This window comes from Streptomyces sp. NPDC093586, from assembly GCF_044764905.1.
GTDB lineage: Bacteria > Actinomycetota > Actinomycetes > Streptomycetales > Streptomycetaceae > Streptomyces.
Window position 1 is genome coordinate 142,317 of sequence record NZ_JBIWJA010000003.1, and the last position, 15,129, is coordinate 157,445.

Sequence of the window (15,129 nt, forward strand, 5' to 3'; positions counted from 1 at the left end):
GGAACGGGGACGGGCCGGTGCGGGACGAAGAGCGCGGCACACGGGAGCTGTCGGCCGACGGCACACGTGCGGAGAACGAGGCCCCACGCATGACGGACGGCATCGACGGCATTCCCGAACAGGCCCGCCCGCACCCGGAGGACGAAGCCCCCGCGGGGGCCGGGAGCGGAACCGTGCGGAGCGCGCCCACGGCCGGGCGGACCGGGGGCGTACCCGCCCCGCCCGGCCGAGCGGAGGCGAGGGCTCGGGAGAGGGCTACGGGCGGGACGATGAGCGAGCACGAGCGACACTCCGAGGACCGGGCGCCGGGCACGCGCGGCGCGCAGGGCACGCGGCACGCCCCGCAGGACCGCAGCGGGGCGCGCGCCCTGTTCGCCGAGCTGCGTACGCTGACGAAGGACACCCCGGAGTACGCGGAACTGCGCAATCAGCTGGTCCGCATGCACCTGCCGCTCGTCGAGCACCTCGCGCGCCGCTTCCGCAACCGCGGCGAGCCCCTGGACGACCTCACGCAGGTCGCCACCATCGGACTGATCAAGTCCGTCGACCGCTTCGACCCGGACCGCGGGGTGGAGTTCTCCACGTACGCGACCCCGACGGTCGTCGGTGAGATCAAGCGGCACTTCCGGGACAAGGGCTGGGCGGTGCGCGTCCCGCGCCGGCTCCAGGAGCTGCGGCTGGCCCTGACGACGGCCACGGCGGAGCTCTCGCAGCTGCACGGCCGCTCTCCCACGGTCCACGAGCTCGCCGAGAAACTGTCGATCTCGGAGGAGGAGGTCCTGGAGGGCCTGGAGTCCGCCAACGCGTACTCCACGCTGTCCCTGGACGTCCCGGACACCGACGACGAGTCGCCGGCGGTCGCGGACACCCTCGGGGCCGAGGACGAGGCGCTGGAGGGCGTCGAGTACCGGGAGTCGCTCAAGCCGCTGCTGGAGGGCCTGCCGCCGCGCGAGAAACGGATTCTGCTGCTGCGCTTCTTCGGCAACATGACCCAGTCGCAGATCGCGCAGGAGGTCGGGATCTCCCAGATGCACGTGTCGCGGCTGCTGGCCCGCACGCTGGCGCAGCTGCGGGAGAAGCTGCTGGTCGAGGAGTAGCCGGCGACGCCGGTCACTCCTCGGCGCGGCCGGGTCCCCGGATGCCGAGGGCCCGGGTCGTCGTGGGGTTCACGAGCAGGACCAGTGCCGCGACGGACACGACGGCGAGCACGATGCCCGCCGGGATGGCGACGCTGTCGGCCTGGAGCAGGTTGTAGGCCACCGGCAACGCCATGATCTGCGTGATCACGGCGGGTCCCCGGCTCCAGCCGCGCCGGGCGAGCAGCCCGCGTGCGGCGAGCAGCGGCAGCAGGGCGAGGACGATCAGGGTGATGCCGCCGGTGACGGCCGAGGTCCGGTCGTCGGGCCGCCCGGTGAGCCCCTCCACGAGCATCCAGGCGCCGCCGACGACGAGCGCCAGCCCCTCCAGCGCGGCGAGCGCGGCCGCGGCGGTCAGCCGTCCGGGACGGGGACCCGCCTCTTCGGCGGTCTCGGCTTCGGGGGTGGGGTTCTGCTCACTGCTCACCCCAGAAGGGTAGCCCTCACGGCGCCGGTGCCCTCGGACCGGTCCCGCGCCGGCCCCTTACCCGATCCCTACCTCGGTCTGGGCCGAGTACCGCCCAGTAGGTACCCTGCACACCATGCGTGCACTTCTCGTGGTCAATCCGGCGGCAACCACCACGAGTGCGCGTACGCGCGACGTGCTGATCCACGCGCTCGCGAGCGAGATGAAGCTGGAGGCGGTCACCACCGAGTACCGCGGCCACGCGCGCGACCTCGGCCGGCAGGCGGCGCAGAGCGACGACATCGACCTCGTGGTGGCCCTCGGCGGTGACGGCACGGTGAACGAGGTCGTCAACGGCCTGCTGCACGCCGGACCCGATCCGGAGCACCTGCCCCGTCTCGCGGTCGTCCCCGGCGGGTCCACCAACGTCTTCGCCCGCGCCCTCGGCCTGCCCAACCACGCGGTCGAGGCCACCGGCGCCCTGCTGGACGCGCTGCGCGAGGGCAGCGAACGGACCGTCGGTCTGGGACTGGCCTCCGGCACACCCGGCTCGGAGGACGAGGCCGTGCCGTCCCGCTGGTTCACCTTCAACGCCGGACTGGGCTTCGACGCCGGCGTGGTCGGGCGGGTCGAGCAGCACCGCGAGCAGGGCAAGAAGTCCACCCACGCCCTCTACGTCCGCCAGGTGGTGCGCCAGCTCATCGGGGAGCCGCACCGCCGCAGCGGGACGATCACTCTGGAGCGGGCGGGTGAGGACCCGGTCACCGATCTGGTGCTGTCCATAGTCTCGAACACCTGCCCCTGGACGTTTCTCGGCAATCGCCCCATCTATGCGTCGCCTAAGGCCTCGTTCGACACGGGCCTCGACGTCTTCGGCCTCAGCCGGCTCTCGACCGCCGCGGTTGCCCGGTATGGCACCCAGTTGCTCACTTCGTCCCCCGAGCGCGGCCCCCGCGGCAAGCACGCCGTCTCACTGCACGACCTGAGCGACTTCACCTTGCATTCGAAGGTGCCGCTCCCCCTCCAGATGGACGGTGACCACCTGGGGCTGCGGACGAGCGTGACGTTCACAGGCGTACGCCGTGCACTGCGTGTGATTGTGTGAGCAGAACCGGCAAAAGTCCTTTCACTCGAACGTTTAGGCCAGGGTCCACCCCATAGAAGTACGGCTGTGACCTAGTCGACACCGAAGAATCAAAAAAAACTTTCCGGAAGGGGTTGTATCCACCGCCGAGGTTTGCGAGTCTCTTCTTGGCGATCGGGACGGCCCGCAACACCGGCCTCTACAGATCACCAGAACCCCTCTTCAAACTCCAAGGACCACGCCGGGAACCTGGCGGTAGGCCCTTCCCTTGTTGAGGGATTCGTGAAAGCGTTCACATTCACAAGCACTTGCACAGTCACACCAAGGAGAGGTAGCAGCCATGGACTGGCGTCACCGCGCCGTTTGCCGCGAGGAAGACCCCGAGCTCTTCTTCCCCATCGGCAACACCGGTCCTGCGCTGCTGCAGATCGAGGAAGCCAAGGCCGTCTGCCGTCGCTGCCCTGTCATGGAGCAGTGCCTGCAGTGGGCGCTCGAGTCCGGCCAGGACTCCGGCGTCTGGGGTGGTCTCAGCGAGGACGAGCGCCGCGCGATGAAGCGCCGTGCCGCCCGCAACCGGGCTCGTCAGGCCTCTGCCTGATCAGTCACCCCTGCTGACAGCCTGAGCTTGGCGGCGCGTACAGCGAGTACGCAACTCCCGCCCCCGAGCCGCAGCGCGCAGTACCCCGATGCTCCCCCGCATCGCATGAGCACTGGCCTCGGACCTTCACCGGTCCGGGGCTTTTTGCTGTCCCCGCCCCGTCTTCCTCCACCGCCCCCGGCTTCCCCGCCGGCTTCTACTTCGCCGTCGGCACCGGGATGTCCAGGATCACCCGGGTGCCGCGCTCGGGGGCCGGGACCATGTCGAAGGCGCCGCCCAGCTCGCCCTCGACCAGCGTCCGGACGATCTGCAGCCCCAGGTTGCCGGAGCGGTGCGGGTCGAAGTCCTCGGGCAGGCCGACGCCGTCGTCCTGGACGGTGACCAGCAGCCGCGCCTCCTTCGTCGTGCCCCCGCGGACCGCGGAGACCTCGACCGTACCGGTGTCGCCCTCGCGGAAGCCGTGCTCCAGCGCGTTCTGCAGCACCTCGGTCAGCACCATCGACAGCGGGGTGGCCACCTCGGCGTCCAGGATGCCGAAGCGGCCGGTGCGCCGACCGGTCACCTTGCCGGGCGAGATCTCGGCGACCATGGCCAGGACGCGGTCGGCGATCTCGTCGAACTCCACGCGTTCGTCCAGGTTCTGGGACAGCGTCTCATGCACGATCGCGATCGAGCCGACCCGGCGGACCGCCTCCTCCAGCGCTTCGCGGCCGCGCTCGGACTCGATGCGCCGGGCCTGGAGCCGGAGCAGGGCCGCCACCGTCTGGAGGTTGTTCTTCACCCGGTGGTGGATCTCCCGGATGGTGGCGTCCTTGGTGATCAACTCTCGCTCACGGCGGCGCAGTTCCGTGACGTCGCGCAGCAGCACCAGCGCGCCGATGCGCGTGCCCTTGGGCTTGAGCGGGATGGCGCGGAACTGGATCACCCCGTCGTGCGCCTCGATCTCGAACTCGCGCGGCGCCCAGCCGCTGGCCACCTTGGCGAGGGCTTCGTCCACCGGGCCCCGGGACGGGGCGAGTTCGGCCGTGGTCCGGCCCAGGTGGTGGCCGACCAGGTCGGCGGCGAGGCCCATCCGGTGGTAGGCCGACAGGGCGTTCGGGGAGGCGTACTGGACGATGCCGTCCCCGTCGACGCGGATGAGGCCGTCGCCGACGCGGGGCGAGGCGTCCATGTCGACCTGCTGGTTCTCGAACGGGAAGGCGCCGGCGGCGATCATCTGCGCGAGGTCCGAGGCGCTCTGGAGGTAGGTGAGCTCCAGCCGGCTCGGCGTGCGCACGGTGAGGAGGTTGGTGTTGCGGGCGATGACGCCGAGGACGCGCCCCTGCCGCCGTACGGGGATGGACTCGACGCGGACCGGGACCTCCTCGCGCCACTCCGGGTCACCCTCGCGCACGATCCGGCCCTCGTCCAGGGCGACGTCCAGCATGGGACGCCGGCCGCGCGGGACGAGGTGGCCGACCATGTCGTCCTGGTACGAGGTCGGGCCGGTGTTGGGCCGCATCTGGGCGACCGACACGTACCGGGTGCCGTCGCGGGTGGGGACCCACAGGACCAGGTCGGCGAAGGAGAGGTCGGAGAGGAGCTGCCACTCCGAGACCAGCAGGTGGAGCCACTCGAGGTCGGAGTCGTCGAGGGCGGTGTGCTGGCGTACGAGTTCGTTCATGGAGGGCACGTGACTGAGCGTACCTGGCGGTACGGACAGCGATCGAAATCGGCCAGATTCCGCCATGCCGGGGACCTGGAGACCGGAGCCCGGAGCCCGGAAACACCCGCGGGCCGCGGCGCCTGGGAGGGACCCTCAACCCTCCCGGCACCGCAGCCCGGAGCAACATCGGCCGTGGGGTGTGCGGTCCCGTTCGGCCGAAGGGTGAGGAGCCGGGGCAGTCAGGGCAGAGAGCTCCGGTTCCTCGGTCCGCCCTCCTGTGCGGGGAAGGCGGAAGCCTGACGTCCATCTCGCACGAGTGTCGCGGTGACCATTGTGGACTAGACCACTAGCCATGTCCATGCGGTGAACGGTCTGTGCTGTTGTCGTGCGCCGCCGGACATCCGGGCGGTCGCCTGAAGCCTAACCCTGTTGGCCCACGATCGGGGCCGCGCGGGCGGGACGATTTCCGCGCGCGGGCGTGCGCGCGCCCCCACCCGCGCGCCGTTCTCGACGCGCCCGCGGGGCCCTCCTCTGCTAGATTGGTCTAAACCACATGGCCAGTCCCGGGCACCGGGTGAGTCCCTCTCTTCGAAACGGCAGGCAAGCGTGGAAGTTGTCATCGTTCCCGACGCCGAGGCGGGCGGCGAGCTCATTGCCGAGGCCATGGCGCAGCTGCTGCGACGCAAGCCCGACGCCCTGCTCGGGGTCGCCACCGGATCGACGCCGCTGCCCGTGTACGAGGCGCTGGCGGCCCGGGTCCGCTCGGGTTCCGTGGACACCTCGCGGGCGCGGATCGCCCAGCTCGACGAGTACGTGGGGCTGCCGGCCGAGCACCCGGAGTCGTACCGCTCGGTGCTGCGGCGCGAGGTGCTGGAACCGCTCGGGATCGGCATGGACGCGTTCATGGGCCCGGACGGCACGGCCGCGGACGTGCAGGCCGCGTGCGAGGCCTACGACCGCGCGCTCGGCGAGGCCGGCGGGGTGGACCTCCAGCTGCTGGGGATCGGGACCGACGGGCACATCGGGTTCAACGAGCCGTGTTCCTCGCTCGCCTCGCGGACCCGGATCAAGACGCTGACCGAGCAGACCCGCGTCGACAACGCGCGGTTCTTCGACGGGGACATCGAGCAGGTGCCGCACCACGTGATCACACAGGGCATCGGCACCATCCTGGAGGCCCGGCACCTGGTGCTGCTGGCCACCGGCGAGGGCAAGGCGGACGCCGTCGCCGCGAGCGTGGAGGGCCCCGTCGCGGCCGTGTGCCCGGCCTCCGCGCTGCAGCTGCACCCGCACGCCACGGTCGTCGTCGACGAGGCCGCCGCGGGCAAGCTGAAGCTCGCCGACTACTTCCGGCACACCTACGCCCACAAGCCCGACTGGCAGGGCATCTGATCCGAGGGTCCGCGCACACCTCCTGCGGACCCGCAGACAGAAGGCGCCGCACCCCCCGATCGGAAGGTGCGGCGCCTTCGCCGTGACGGGCCGACGGGTGCCCGGTCAGACGCCCGCGACGACCTCCGCCGCCGCCCGGCCGCAGACGCGGGCCGCGCCGTGGGTGGCCACGTGCAGGGCGCCGCGGGGCTCGGCCCCGGGGACGCCCATCTCGACCACGATCGTGTCGGGCCGGGCCGCCAGCAGGGTGTCGAGGGCCGCCGCCATCCAGGGGTGGCGGTGCTCGTCGCGGACGACCGCCACGACACGGCGCCGCCCGGCCGCCGCCAGTACCTCCTGGCCGGCGTCCGCTCCGGCGAAGCTGCCGGTCTCGGTGCCGGGGAGCAGGCGGCCGAGTTCGGCGGCGACGCCCCAGGGCGTCTCGTCGCCGACCGCGATGTTGGCGACGGGGGTGAGCGCGGCGACGTACGGCGGTTCGGTGAGGGGCGTGAAGCCCTCGGCACCCGTGAGGCGCAGGGCGCGGCGGGCCGCGCGCAGGCCCACCTCGCCGTCGGGGGGCACGGACCGCGAGGCGTCCGCGCGCTCCGCCGTCCAGCGGGCCAGGGCGCGGACCCGCTCCGCCGCGTCGGCCAGGCGTTCCTCGGGCAGCTCGCCCGAGCGGACCGCCTCGACCAGGGCGTCGCGCAGGCGTCGTACGGTCTCCTCGTCGGCCAGGCCGCCGCCCACGCAGATCGCGTCGGCGCCGGCCGCGAGGGCGAGCACGCTGCCGCGTTCGATGCCGTAGGTGTCCGCGATGGCCCGCATCTCCATGCCGTCGGTGACGATCAGGCCGTCGTAGCCCAGCTCGCCGCGGAGCAGGTCGGTCAGGATCCGGCGGGACAAGGTGGCCGGGCGGTCCGGGTCCAGGGCCGGGACCAGGATGTGGGCGCTCATCACCGCGCGGCTGCCGGCGGCGACGGCCGCGCGGAACGGCACCAGCTCGCGCTCGGCCAGCACCGAGGCGGCCACGTCGATGCGCGGCAGGGCGTGGTGGGAGTCGACGGCGGTGTCGCCGTGGCCGGGGAAGTGCTTGGTGCAGGCGGCCACCCCCGCCGACTGCAGGCCGGTGACGTAGGCCGCGGTGTGCCGGGCGACGAGGTCGGTGCCGGCGCCGAAGGAGCGCACGCCGATGACCGGGTTGTCCGGGTTGGAGTTGACGTCGGCGGACGGGGCCCAGTTGAGGTTGACTCCGCAGACCGCGAGGCGGCGGCCCAGTTCCGCGGCGACCCGCCGGGTGAGTCCCACGTCGTCCACCGCGCCGAGGGCGAGGTTGCCGGGGAAGGAGGAGCCGGTGCGCACCTCGAGGCGGGTGACGTCGCCGCCCTCCTCGTCGATGGCGACCAGCACGTCCTCGCGTTCGGCGCGCAACCGGGCGGTGAGGGCGGCCAGCTGCTCGGCCGAGGCGATGTTGCGCCCGAACAGGCCGACGGAGGCCAGTCCCTCGCCGAGGCGGCGCAGCACCCAGTCGGGGGCGGTGGTGCCGGTGAAACCGGGCTGGAGGACGGTCAGCGCGTCGCGCGTGAGCGTGTCGGTGCCGCTGGCGATTGTCGTCATCGGATGGCGTTATCCCTTCACGGCGCCGGAGGTCAGGCCGCTGACGGCCTTGCGCTGCAGGAAGACGAAGAGGATCAGGATCGGAATGGCGAAGAGGGAGGAGGCCGCCATGGTCGCACCCCAGTCGTCGCCGAAGACGGTCTGGAAGCTGGTCAGCCACAGCGGCAGGGTCTGGGACTCGGCCTCCTTGTTGACGACCAGGACGAGGGGCAGTTCGTTCCAGGCGGTGATGAAGCCGAACATCGAGGTGGACATCAGGCCCGGCGCGAGCAGCGGCAGGATGACCCGGCGGAAGGCCTGGGCGCGGGTGCAGCCGTCGACCATCGCGGACTCCTCCAGCTCTCTCGGCACGGCGGCGACGAAGCCGCGCAGCGTCAGGACGGTGAAGGGCAGGATCATCATCATGTAGAAGAGCGTGAGCGGGACCAGGCTGTTCAGCATCGACGCGTCGCGCACGATCATGTAGATGGCGATGACCATGACTTCCCAGGGTGCCATCTGGGCGAGCATGAAGCCGACGATGAAGCCGCGTCGTCCCCTGAACCGCATCCGCGCCAGGGCGAAGGCCCCGGCCAGCGCGATGACCAGCGAGAAGACGACGGCGCAGACGGTGACGACGAGCGAGTTGGTGACGTACGTCCAGAAGTGGTCGGCGTCGACCGCGGTCCTGAAGTGCTCGAGGGTGACGTCGGTCGGGAACCAGACCGGGTCCTCCGAGATGATGTCACCGGCCGGTTTGAAGGCCGTGGCGAACATCCAGTAGACGGGGAAGACGAGGCCGATGAACAGGACGACGGCCGTGACGTTGGGCCACAGGCGGCCGAAGAGCGAGCGCTTCACAGCTCGTCCTCCTCTTGCTTGAGCACGATCCTGAGGTAGTAGGCGGTCAGGCCGAGCAGGATCAGGATGGTCAGGACCGCGATCGCGGCGCCCATGCCGTAGTGCTGGTTGCCGACACCCTCGATGTAGGCGTAGACGGGCAGGATCTCGGTCAGGCGGTCGGGGCCGCCGCCGTTGAACGTGTAGACCTGCACGAACGCCTTGAAGATCCAGATGACTTCGAGGAAGGTCGTCGCGTAGAGGAACGGGCGCAGGAACGGCAGGGTGACCGTGGTGAAGCCGCGCCAGGCACCGGCTCCGTCGAGGGCGGCCGCCTCGTAGAGCTCGCCGGGGATGGTGGTGGTCGCGGCGTACAGGTTGATGGCGACGAACGGGACGGACATCCAGACGATCAGCACGGTGACGACGAAGAAGGTCGACATCTGGCTGCCGGTCCAGCTGTAGTCGGCCATGGAGTGCCAGCCGAGCTTGTCCAGGACCCAGTTGACGACGCCGAAGCGCTGGGCGAACAGCCACTGGTAGACGGTGGTCGCGGCGACGACCGGCATGGCCCACGCCAGCACCAGGCCGATCATCAGCACGAACCGCATCACCCGGCCGAGGCGGGCGAGGAGCAGGCCGATCAGGCCGCCCGCCACCATGGTGAGGACGACGTTGGCCGCCGTGAAGAGGATCGAGCGGAGGGTGACCCGCCAGAAGTCCTCGCCGGTGAGGACCTTCTTGTAGTTGTCGACGCCGGTCCACTCGGTGACGTGCTGGATCAGCTGCGCCATGTTGAGGTTCTGGAAGGACAGCAGGGCGTCCTTCAGCAGCGGCCAGCCGAGCAGCAGCACGGTGGCCGCGCAGGCCGGCAGCAGCAGCAGGTACGGGACGAGTGCGCCGGCGCGCGACGCGGCTCTCGGTTTCGCCCGGCCGGTGTGCCCGCCGTCCGCCTTGCGGACGTCCGACGGGCCTCGGGGCGGCCGTTCGGTCTGCACGGTCATGCTCGCGGTCTCTCTTCTTCTCGGCCTGTCCCACTCGGACCGGGGCGGGGGCCGTCGCGTGCCGGCCCCCGCCCCGGTCCGCCCGGTGCTACTGCTGCTGCGCCAGGCGCTTGTTGAACTCGCCCTCGACCTGCTTCGCGGCCTCGGCGGGGGACTTCCCCTTCAGCACGGCCGTCAGATAGGTCTTGATCGGGTTGGGGTCGTTCTCGACCGCGGCCCACTCCGGGATCAGCGGCGTGGTGCCACCGCCCGCGGAGGCCGGAGCGGCGGCCTCGGCGGCCGCGTTGCCCCGCAGGTTGCCCTGCAGCGACTGCTTGTTCGGGATGACGCCGTTGGCCTTGGCCAGCGCGCCCTCGTACTTGTCGGACAGCGCGAGCTTCAGGAACTCCTTGGCCAGCTCCTGCTTCTTGCTGCCCGCGGAGACGGCCAGGTTGGAACCGCCGAGGAAGACGCCCTCGGGCTTGCCGGCCGTGGCGCCCGGGATGGTGAAGTAGCCGAGGTCCTTCTCGATCGCCGGGTTGGCGGTGATCGCCGTGGCGCCCTCCCAGCCCATGCCGATGATGGCGCCGGTCTTGCCCTTGGCGAAGATCTCACCCTGCTGCGGGGTGGCCTCGTCCTTGTCCTTGGGCGCCTTGGAGAGGGCCTGGAACTTCTTGTAGGTCTCGGCGGCGGCGGCGATCTTCGGGTCGTCCAGGTTGGAGACGTACTTGTCGCCGTCCTTCTTGACGAGTTCGGCGCCCTCGCCGATGGCCAGGCCCACGAAGTGGTACCAGTTCTGACCGGGCAGGTAGATCGGCTCGGCGTCGGTCTTCTCGCCGATCGTCCTGAGGTCGTCGTAGAACTCGTCGCGGGTCTTGGGCGTGTCCTTGATGCCCGCGTCCGCCCAGATCTTCTTGTTGTAGATGACCACGCGGTTGACCACGAACCACGGGGCCGCGTACTGCTTGCCGTCGAAGACGGCGGACTTGTTGAGGGACTCGGACCAGTCGGCGCCGATGCCGCTCTTGAGGTCGCTCAGGTCGGCCAGGCCGCCGGTCTTGGCGTAGGCCGGGGTCTGGGTGTTGCCGATCTCGAAGATGTCGGGGGGGTTCTCCTCGGAGAGCGCGGTGGTCAGCTTCTGCTGGATGCCGTTCCACTGCTGGATCTCGAACGTGACCTTGGCCTTGGTCTTCGCCTCGAACTCCTTGGCGAGGTCCGCCTGCCACTGGTCGGGCGAGGAGCCGTCCATCACCCACACGGTGAGCGTCTGGCCGGCGTAGCCGTCCGCCCCGGCCTTCTTGCCGTCGTCGTCACCGCCGTCGCCCCCGCACGCCGCGACCGAGACCATCATGCCCGCGATACCGATCGCGGCTATCAGCTTGCGCTTCACGCCACCCTCCTCAGGGATGCCACAAAACCCCCCTGCCTCCCCGCGGTTGCTCGTCGACGCGGACCGCCTATGGGGCCGGGACCTGGACCAATGGTGTAGACCAGTACGGGGAGCTTGGCCCAGACCAATAGGGCTGTCAAGGGTGTGCAAGCACCCCTCGAACGTCCGTGATGCGACCGAGATATGCAGGGACCTTTCATTGCGCAAGCGACACATCGGACGGGTCGGTGCCGGGTGTACCACCGGCTCCCGGCGAGGCGCCGGCACCGGCCGGAGGGCGTGTACCAACGCCCTCCGGTGCGGCGCGGTGGACTAGACCAACGGGGGCCCCGGGGGTATACAGAAGGGATCACGGAGCGTGCGGGATCCTCCCGGCACGAACCCGTGCCACGATGTGAGCCGTGGCCGATAGGGGATGTCGGTCGCTTCGGCACCCGGAGCCGGGAAGGCAGAGCATGAGCACCGACGTCAGCAGTGCGGAGAACGAGGGTGGGGCGACCGTCCGTACCGCGCGCGTGCCCAAGTACTACCGACTGAAGAAGCACCTGCTCGACATGGTCCGGACGCAGGCGCCGGGCACGCCGGTCCCGCCCGAACGCACCCTGGCCGCGGAGTTCGACACCTCGCGCACGACCGTGCGCCAGGCCCTGCAGGAACTGGTCGTCGAGGGCCGCCTCGAACGCATCCAGGGCAAGGGCACCTTCGTCGCCAAGCCCAAGGTGTCGCAGGCGCTGCAACTCACCTCGTACACCGAGGACATGCGGGCCCAGGGTCTCGAACCCACCTCGCAGCTGCTGGACATCGGCTACATCACCGCCGACGAACGCCTCGCCGGGCTGCTGGACATCACGGCGGGCGGACGGGTGCTGCGCATCGAGCGGCTGCGCATGGCCAACGGCGAGCCGATGGCCATCGAGACGACCCACCTGTCGGCGAAGCGCTTCCCCGCCCTGCGCAGGTCGCTGGTGAAGTACACGTCCCTCTACACGGCCCTCGCCGAGGTGTACGACGTCCGGCTCGCCGAGGCCGAGGAGACCATCGAGACCTCGCTGGCCACCCCGCGCGAGGCCGGCCTGCTCGGCACCGACGTCGGCCTGCCGATGCTGATGCTCTCCCGGCACTCGCTGGACCGCACGGGCCGGCCGGTGGAATGGGTGCGGTCGGTGTACCGGGGCGACCGCTACAAGTTCGTGGCCCGGCTGAAGCGTCCGCAGGACTAGGATCCGTCGTCCCGCGGGGCGGGCGGCATCGCGATCGCGGACCGACATGCGGACGAGGTCTTCCGCTGGTCCTTACGCGTCACCTACATTTTCGTGCGCACTGCACCAGGTGATCAGCGAGGGGACGGAGCCACCGCATGTCGCAAGCCCCAGAAGTGAACAGAGGGCCGACGGTGACGCCGGTGCGCGTCGTCATCGCCCTCTGTCTTGCAGCGCCCTTCGTGGCCGTGCTGTGGGTCGGCTCGTACGCCAAGACCGACCCGGCCCTCATCGGCATCCCGTTCTTCTACTGGTACCAGATGGCGTGGGTGCTGATCTCCACCGTGCTGACGATGATCGCGTACAAGCTCTGGCAGCGTGACCAGCGCGCCCGCCGGGAAGGCGGAGCCAAGTGAACGACGGCGTGAACGGCGTCGCACTCGCCGTCTTCATCTTCTTCTTCGTGCTCGTCACCGCGATGGGCTTCCTGGCCGCCCGCTGGCGCAAGGCCGAGAACGAGCACAGCCTCGACGAATGGGGTCTCGGCGGTCGCTCGTTCGGCACCTGGATCACCTGGTTCCTGCTGGGCGGCGACCTCTACACGGCGTACACCTTCGTGGCCGTCCCGGCGGCGATCTACGCGGCGGGCGCGTCCGGCTTCTTCGCGGTGCCGTACACGATCCTGGTCTACCCGCTGATCTTCACCTTCCTGCCCCGCCTGTGGTCGGTCTCCCACAAGCACGGCTACGTGACTACCTCGGACTTCGTGCGCGGCCGGTTCGGCTCGAAGGGCCTGTCGCTGGCGGTCGCCGTCACCGGCATCCTCGCCACGATGCCGTACATCGCGCTCCAGTTGGTCGGCATCCAGGCCGTGCTGGACGTCATGGGCGTCGGCGGCGGCGAGGACACCAACTGGTTCGTCAAGGACCTGCCGCTGCTGCTCGCCTTCGGCGTGCTGGCGGCGTACACCTACTCGTCGGGGCTGCGCGCGCCCGCGCTGATCGCGTTCGTGAAGGACACGCTGATCTACATCGTGATCGCCGTGGCCATCATCTACATCCCGATCAAGCTGGGCGGCTTCGACGAGATCTTCGCCAAGGCGGGCGAGGCGTTCGGCCAGACCAACGAGGCGACCGGCAAGCCGCGCGGCGCCCTGGTGCCGCCCGAGGCGGGCCAGTGGACGTACGCCACGCTGGCGCTCGGCTCGGCGCTCGCGCTGTTCATGTACCCGCACTCGATCACCGCGACGCTGTCCTCGCGCAGCCGTGAGGTGATCCGCCGCAACACCACGATCCTGCCGCTGTACTCCCTGATGCTCGGCCTGCTCGCGCTGCTGGGCTTCATGGCGATCGCGGCCGGGATCAAGGTGAGCAACGGCCAGCTGGCGATCCCGCAGCTGTTCGAGGACATGTTCCCGGACTGGTTCGCCGGCGTGGCCTTCGCGGCGATCGGCATCGGCGCCCTGGTCCCGGCGGCGATCATGTCGATCGCGGCCGCGAACCTGTTCACCCGCAACATCTACAAGGACTTCATCAGGCCGGACGCCACCCCGGAGCAGGAGACCAAGGTCTCCAAGCTGGTGTCGCTGCTGGTGAAGGTGGGTGCGCTGGTCTTCGTCCTGACGATGGACAAGACGGTCGCGATCAACTTCCAGCTGCTCGGCGGCATCTGGATCCTGCAGACCTTCCCGGCCCTGGTGGGCGGCCTGTTCACCCGCTGGTTCCACCGCTGGGCCCTGCTCGCCGGCTGGGCGGTCGGCATGGTGTACGGCACGGTCGCCGCGTACGGGGTCGCCTCGCCGACCCAGAAGCACTTCGGCGGCTCCTCGAAGGAGATCCCGGGCATCGGCGAGATCGGCTACATCGGCCTCACCGCCTTCGTGCTGAACGTCCTGGTCACCGTGGTCCTGACCTTCGTCCTGAAGGCCGTCAAGGCACCCGAGGGCGTCGACGAGACCCGGCCGGCCGACTACACGGCGGACGCGGGCGACCCGGGCGTCCAGGTGGAGCTGCCGCCGGCCACGGCGGGCACCTCGCACTGATCCACGCACGGGCGACGGGCCGTCGGAGAGATCCGGCGGCCCGTCGCCCCATCCGTCGGGCACACTCGGCGGCATGGACTTCGTGATCCGGCAGGCGGCGGCCGACGAGTACGACACCCTCGGCGAGATCACCGCGCGGGCCTATCTCCAGGACGGCCTCCTCGACTTCGGGGAGAGCGACGCCTACCTCGGTGAACTGCGGGACGTGGCCAAGCGGGCGGCGGCCGCGGAGGTCCTGGTCGCCGTCGCGGACGGCCGCGTCCTCGGCGGCGTGACCTTCGTGCCGTCCGGCGGTCCCCTGGCCGACATCGCCCGGCCCGGCGAGGCCGAGATACGCATGCTCGCCGTCGGCCACGACGCGCGGGGACGCGGCGTCGGCGAGGCCCTGGTGCGGTCCTGCGTCGACCGCGCCCGGGCCGTCGAGGGCTGCGCACGGGTCGTGCTGTCGACCCAGCGGACGATGCGCACCGCCCACCGGCTCTACGAACGCCTGGGCTTCACCCGCACGCCCGAACGCGACTGGAACCCGCTGCCGGAGCTCGACGACATCACGCTGCTCACCTACCGACTGACGCTCTGACACCTACGCGGCACAACATCTGGGGGTGCTCTCCGCACCTGGCACAAGATGTATGCTCATGCTCGCTGTCGCCGCAGGGGAATCCGGTGCGAATCCGGAACTGTCCCGCAACGGTGTACTTGTGCGTGTTCGCGTAGCTGTGTTCTCACGTGAGCCCGCCCAGGCTTCAGTCCGAGGACCTGCCGACAGTGCGCCCGGCCGTCCCGGTCCGGGTGCCATGACGTCCGGGCCTCGCGGAATGGGCCGGTGGACGCGACGCCGCG

The 15,129-nt window shown here is 70.5% G+C and carries 14 protein-coding genes and 1 riboswitch; of the genes, 8 read left to right on the forward strand and 6 right to left on the reverse strand.

The window, feature by feature from the left end; translation table 11 throughout:
- Positions 1-17: 17 nt before the first annotated feature.
- The gene (locus ACIRFH_RS04660; RefSeq protein ID WP_403517087.1) at positions 18-1,097 is read left to right on the forward strand and encodes an RNA polymerase sigma factor SigF; all 1,080 of its coding nucleotides are present in this window, start codon (positions 18-20) and stop codon (positions 1,095-1,097) included.
- A gap of 13 nt (positions 1,098-1,110) precedes the next feature.
- On the opposite strand, the gene ACIRFH_RS04665 is transcribed toward ACIRFH_RS04660, so the two are convergent.
- Positions 1,111-1,563: a hypothetical protein gene (locus ACIRFH_RS04665; protein WP_403517088.1), complete on the reverse strand. Its 453-nt coding sequence runs from the start codon at positions 1,561-1,563 to the stop codon at positions 1,111-1,113.
- Between the two features lie 115 nt (positions 1,564-1,678).
- Between ACIRFH_RS04665 and ACIRFH_RS04670 the strand changes: the two genes are divergently transcribed.
- The gene (locus ACIRFH_RS04670; RefSeq protein WP_403517089.1) at positions 1,679-2,647 is read left to right on the forward strand and encodes a diacylglycerol/lipid kinase family protein; all 969 of its coding nucleotides are present in this window, start codon (positions 1,679-1,681) and stop codon (positions 2,645-2,647) included.
- A 319-nt stretch (positions 2,648-2,966) separates the two neighbouring features.
- Positions 2,967-3,224, forward strand: coding sequence for a WhiB family transcriptional regulator (locus tag ACIRFH_RS04675; protein WP_003973730.1), 258 nt, complete (start codon positions 2,967-2,969; stop codon positions 3,222-3,224).
- 196 nt (positions 3,225-3,420) lie between these two features.
- Here the strand turns inward: ACIRFH_RS04675 and ACIRFH_RS04680 are convergent, their stop codons facing one another.
- A complete protein-coding gene (locus ACIRFH_RS04680) occupies positions 3,421-4,896 on the reverse strand; it encodes a sensor histidine kinase (protein ID WP_403517090.1) in 1,476 nt (491 codons plus the stop codon).
- Positions 4,897-5,475: 579 nt separating this feature from the next.
- Here ACIRFH_RS04680 and nagB point away from each other — a divergent pair.
- Entirely contained in the window at positions 5,476-6,261 is a 786-nt protein-coding gene (nagB, locus tag ACIRFH_RS04685; protein ID WP_403517091.1) for a glucosamine-6-phosphate deaminase, read from the forward strand.
- A 105-nt stretch (positions 6,262-6,366) separates the two neighbouring features.
- On the opposite strand, the gene ACIRFH_RS04690 is transcribed toward nagB, so the two are convergent.
- The 4 genes from ACIRFH_RS04690 to ACIRFH_RS04705 all read right to left on the reverse strand — a co-directional run bounded on the left by ACIRFH_RS04690 (position 6,367) and on the right by ACIRFH_RS04705 (position 11,046).
- Entirely contained in the window at positions 6,367-7,854 is a 1,488-nt protein-coding gene (locus ACIRFH_RS04690) for a glycoside hydrolase family 3 protein (protein ID WP_403517092.1), read from the reverse strand.
- A gap of 9 nt (positions 7,855-7,863) precedes the next feature.
- Entirely contained in the window at positions 7,864-8,694 is an 831-nt protein-coding gene (locus tag ACIRFH_RS04695; protein ID WP_403517093.1) for a carbohydrate ABC transporter permease, read from the reverse strand.
- Complete coding sequence (locus ACIRFH_RS04700; RefSeq protein WP_403517094.1) at positions 8,691-9,677, reverse strand: carbohydrate ABC transporter permease; 987 nt, start codon at positions 9,675-9,677, stop codon at positions 8,691-8,693. Before ACIRFH_RS04700 ends, ACIRFH_RS04695 begins: the two co-directional genes overlap by 4 nt.
- 88 nt (positions 9,678-9,765) lie before the next feature.
- Positions 9,766-11,046, reverse strand: coding sequence for an extracellular solute-binding protein (locus ACIRFH_RS04705; RefSeq protein ID WP_403517095.1), 1,281 nt, complete (start codon positions 11,044-11,046; stop codon positions 9,766-9,768).
- A gap of 455 nt (positions 11,047-11,501) precedes the next feature.
- Between ACIRFH_RS04705 and ACIRFH_RS04710 the strand changes: the two genes are divergently transcribed.
- The 4 genes from ACIRFH_RS04710 (at position 11,502) to ACIRFH_RS04725 (ending at position 14,866) form a co-directional block, all read left to right on the forward strand.
- Positions 11,502-12,266 carry a GntR family transcriptional regulator gene (locus ACIRFH_RS04710; protein ID WP_403517096.1) on the forward strand — a complete coding sequence of 255 codons (765 nt, stop codon included), beginning with the start codon at positions 11,502-11,504 and terminating at the stop codon, positions 12,264-12,266.
- A gap of 137 nt (positions 12,267-12,403) precedes the next feature.
- Entirely contained in the window at positions 12,404-12,661 is a 258-nt protein-coding gene (locus ACIRFH_RS04715) for a DUF3311 domain-containing protein (RefSeq protein ID WP_403517097.1), read from the forward strand.
- On the forward strand, positions 12,658-14,286 hold the full coding sequence (gene mctP, locus ACIRFH_RS04720; RefSeq protein WP_403517098.1) for a monocarboxylate uptake permease MctP: 1,629 nt from the start codon (positions 12,658-12,660) through the stop codon (positions 14,284-14,286). Before ACIRFH_RS04715 ends, mctP begins: the two co-directional genes overlap by 4 nt.
- Before the next feature lie 73 nt (positions 14,287-14,359).
- Positions 14,360-14,866: a GNAT family N-acetyltransferase gene (locus ACIRFH_RS04725; RefSeq protein WP_403517099.1), complete on the forward strand. Its 507-nt coding sequence runs from the start codon at positions 14,360-14,362 to the stop codon at positions 14,864-14,866.
- 42 nt (positions 14,867-14,908) lie between these two features.
- Positions 14,909-15,049, forward strand: a riboswitch (cobalamin riboswitch).
- Positions 15,050-15,129: the final 80 nt, after the last annotated feature.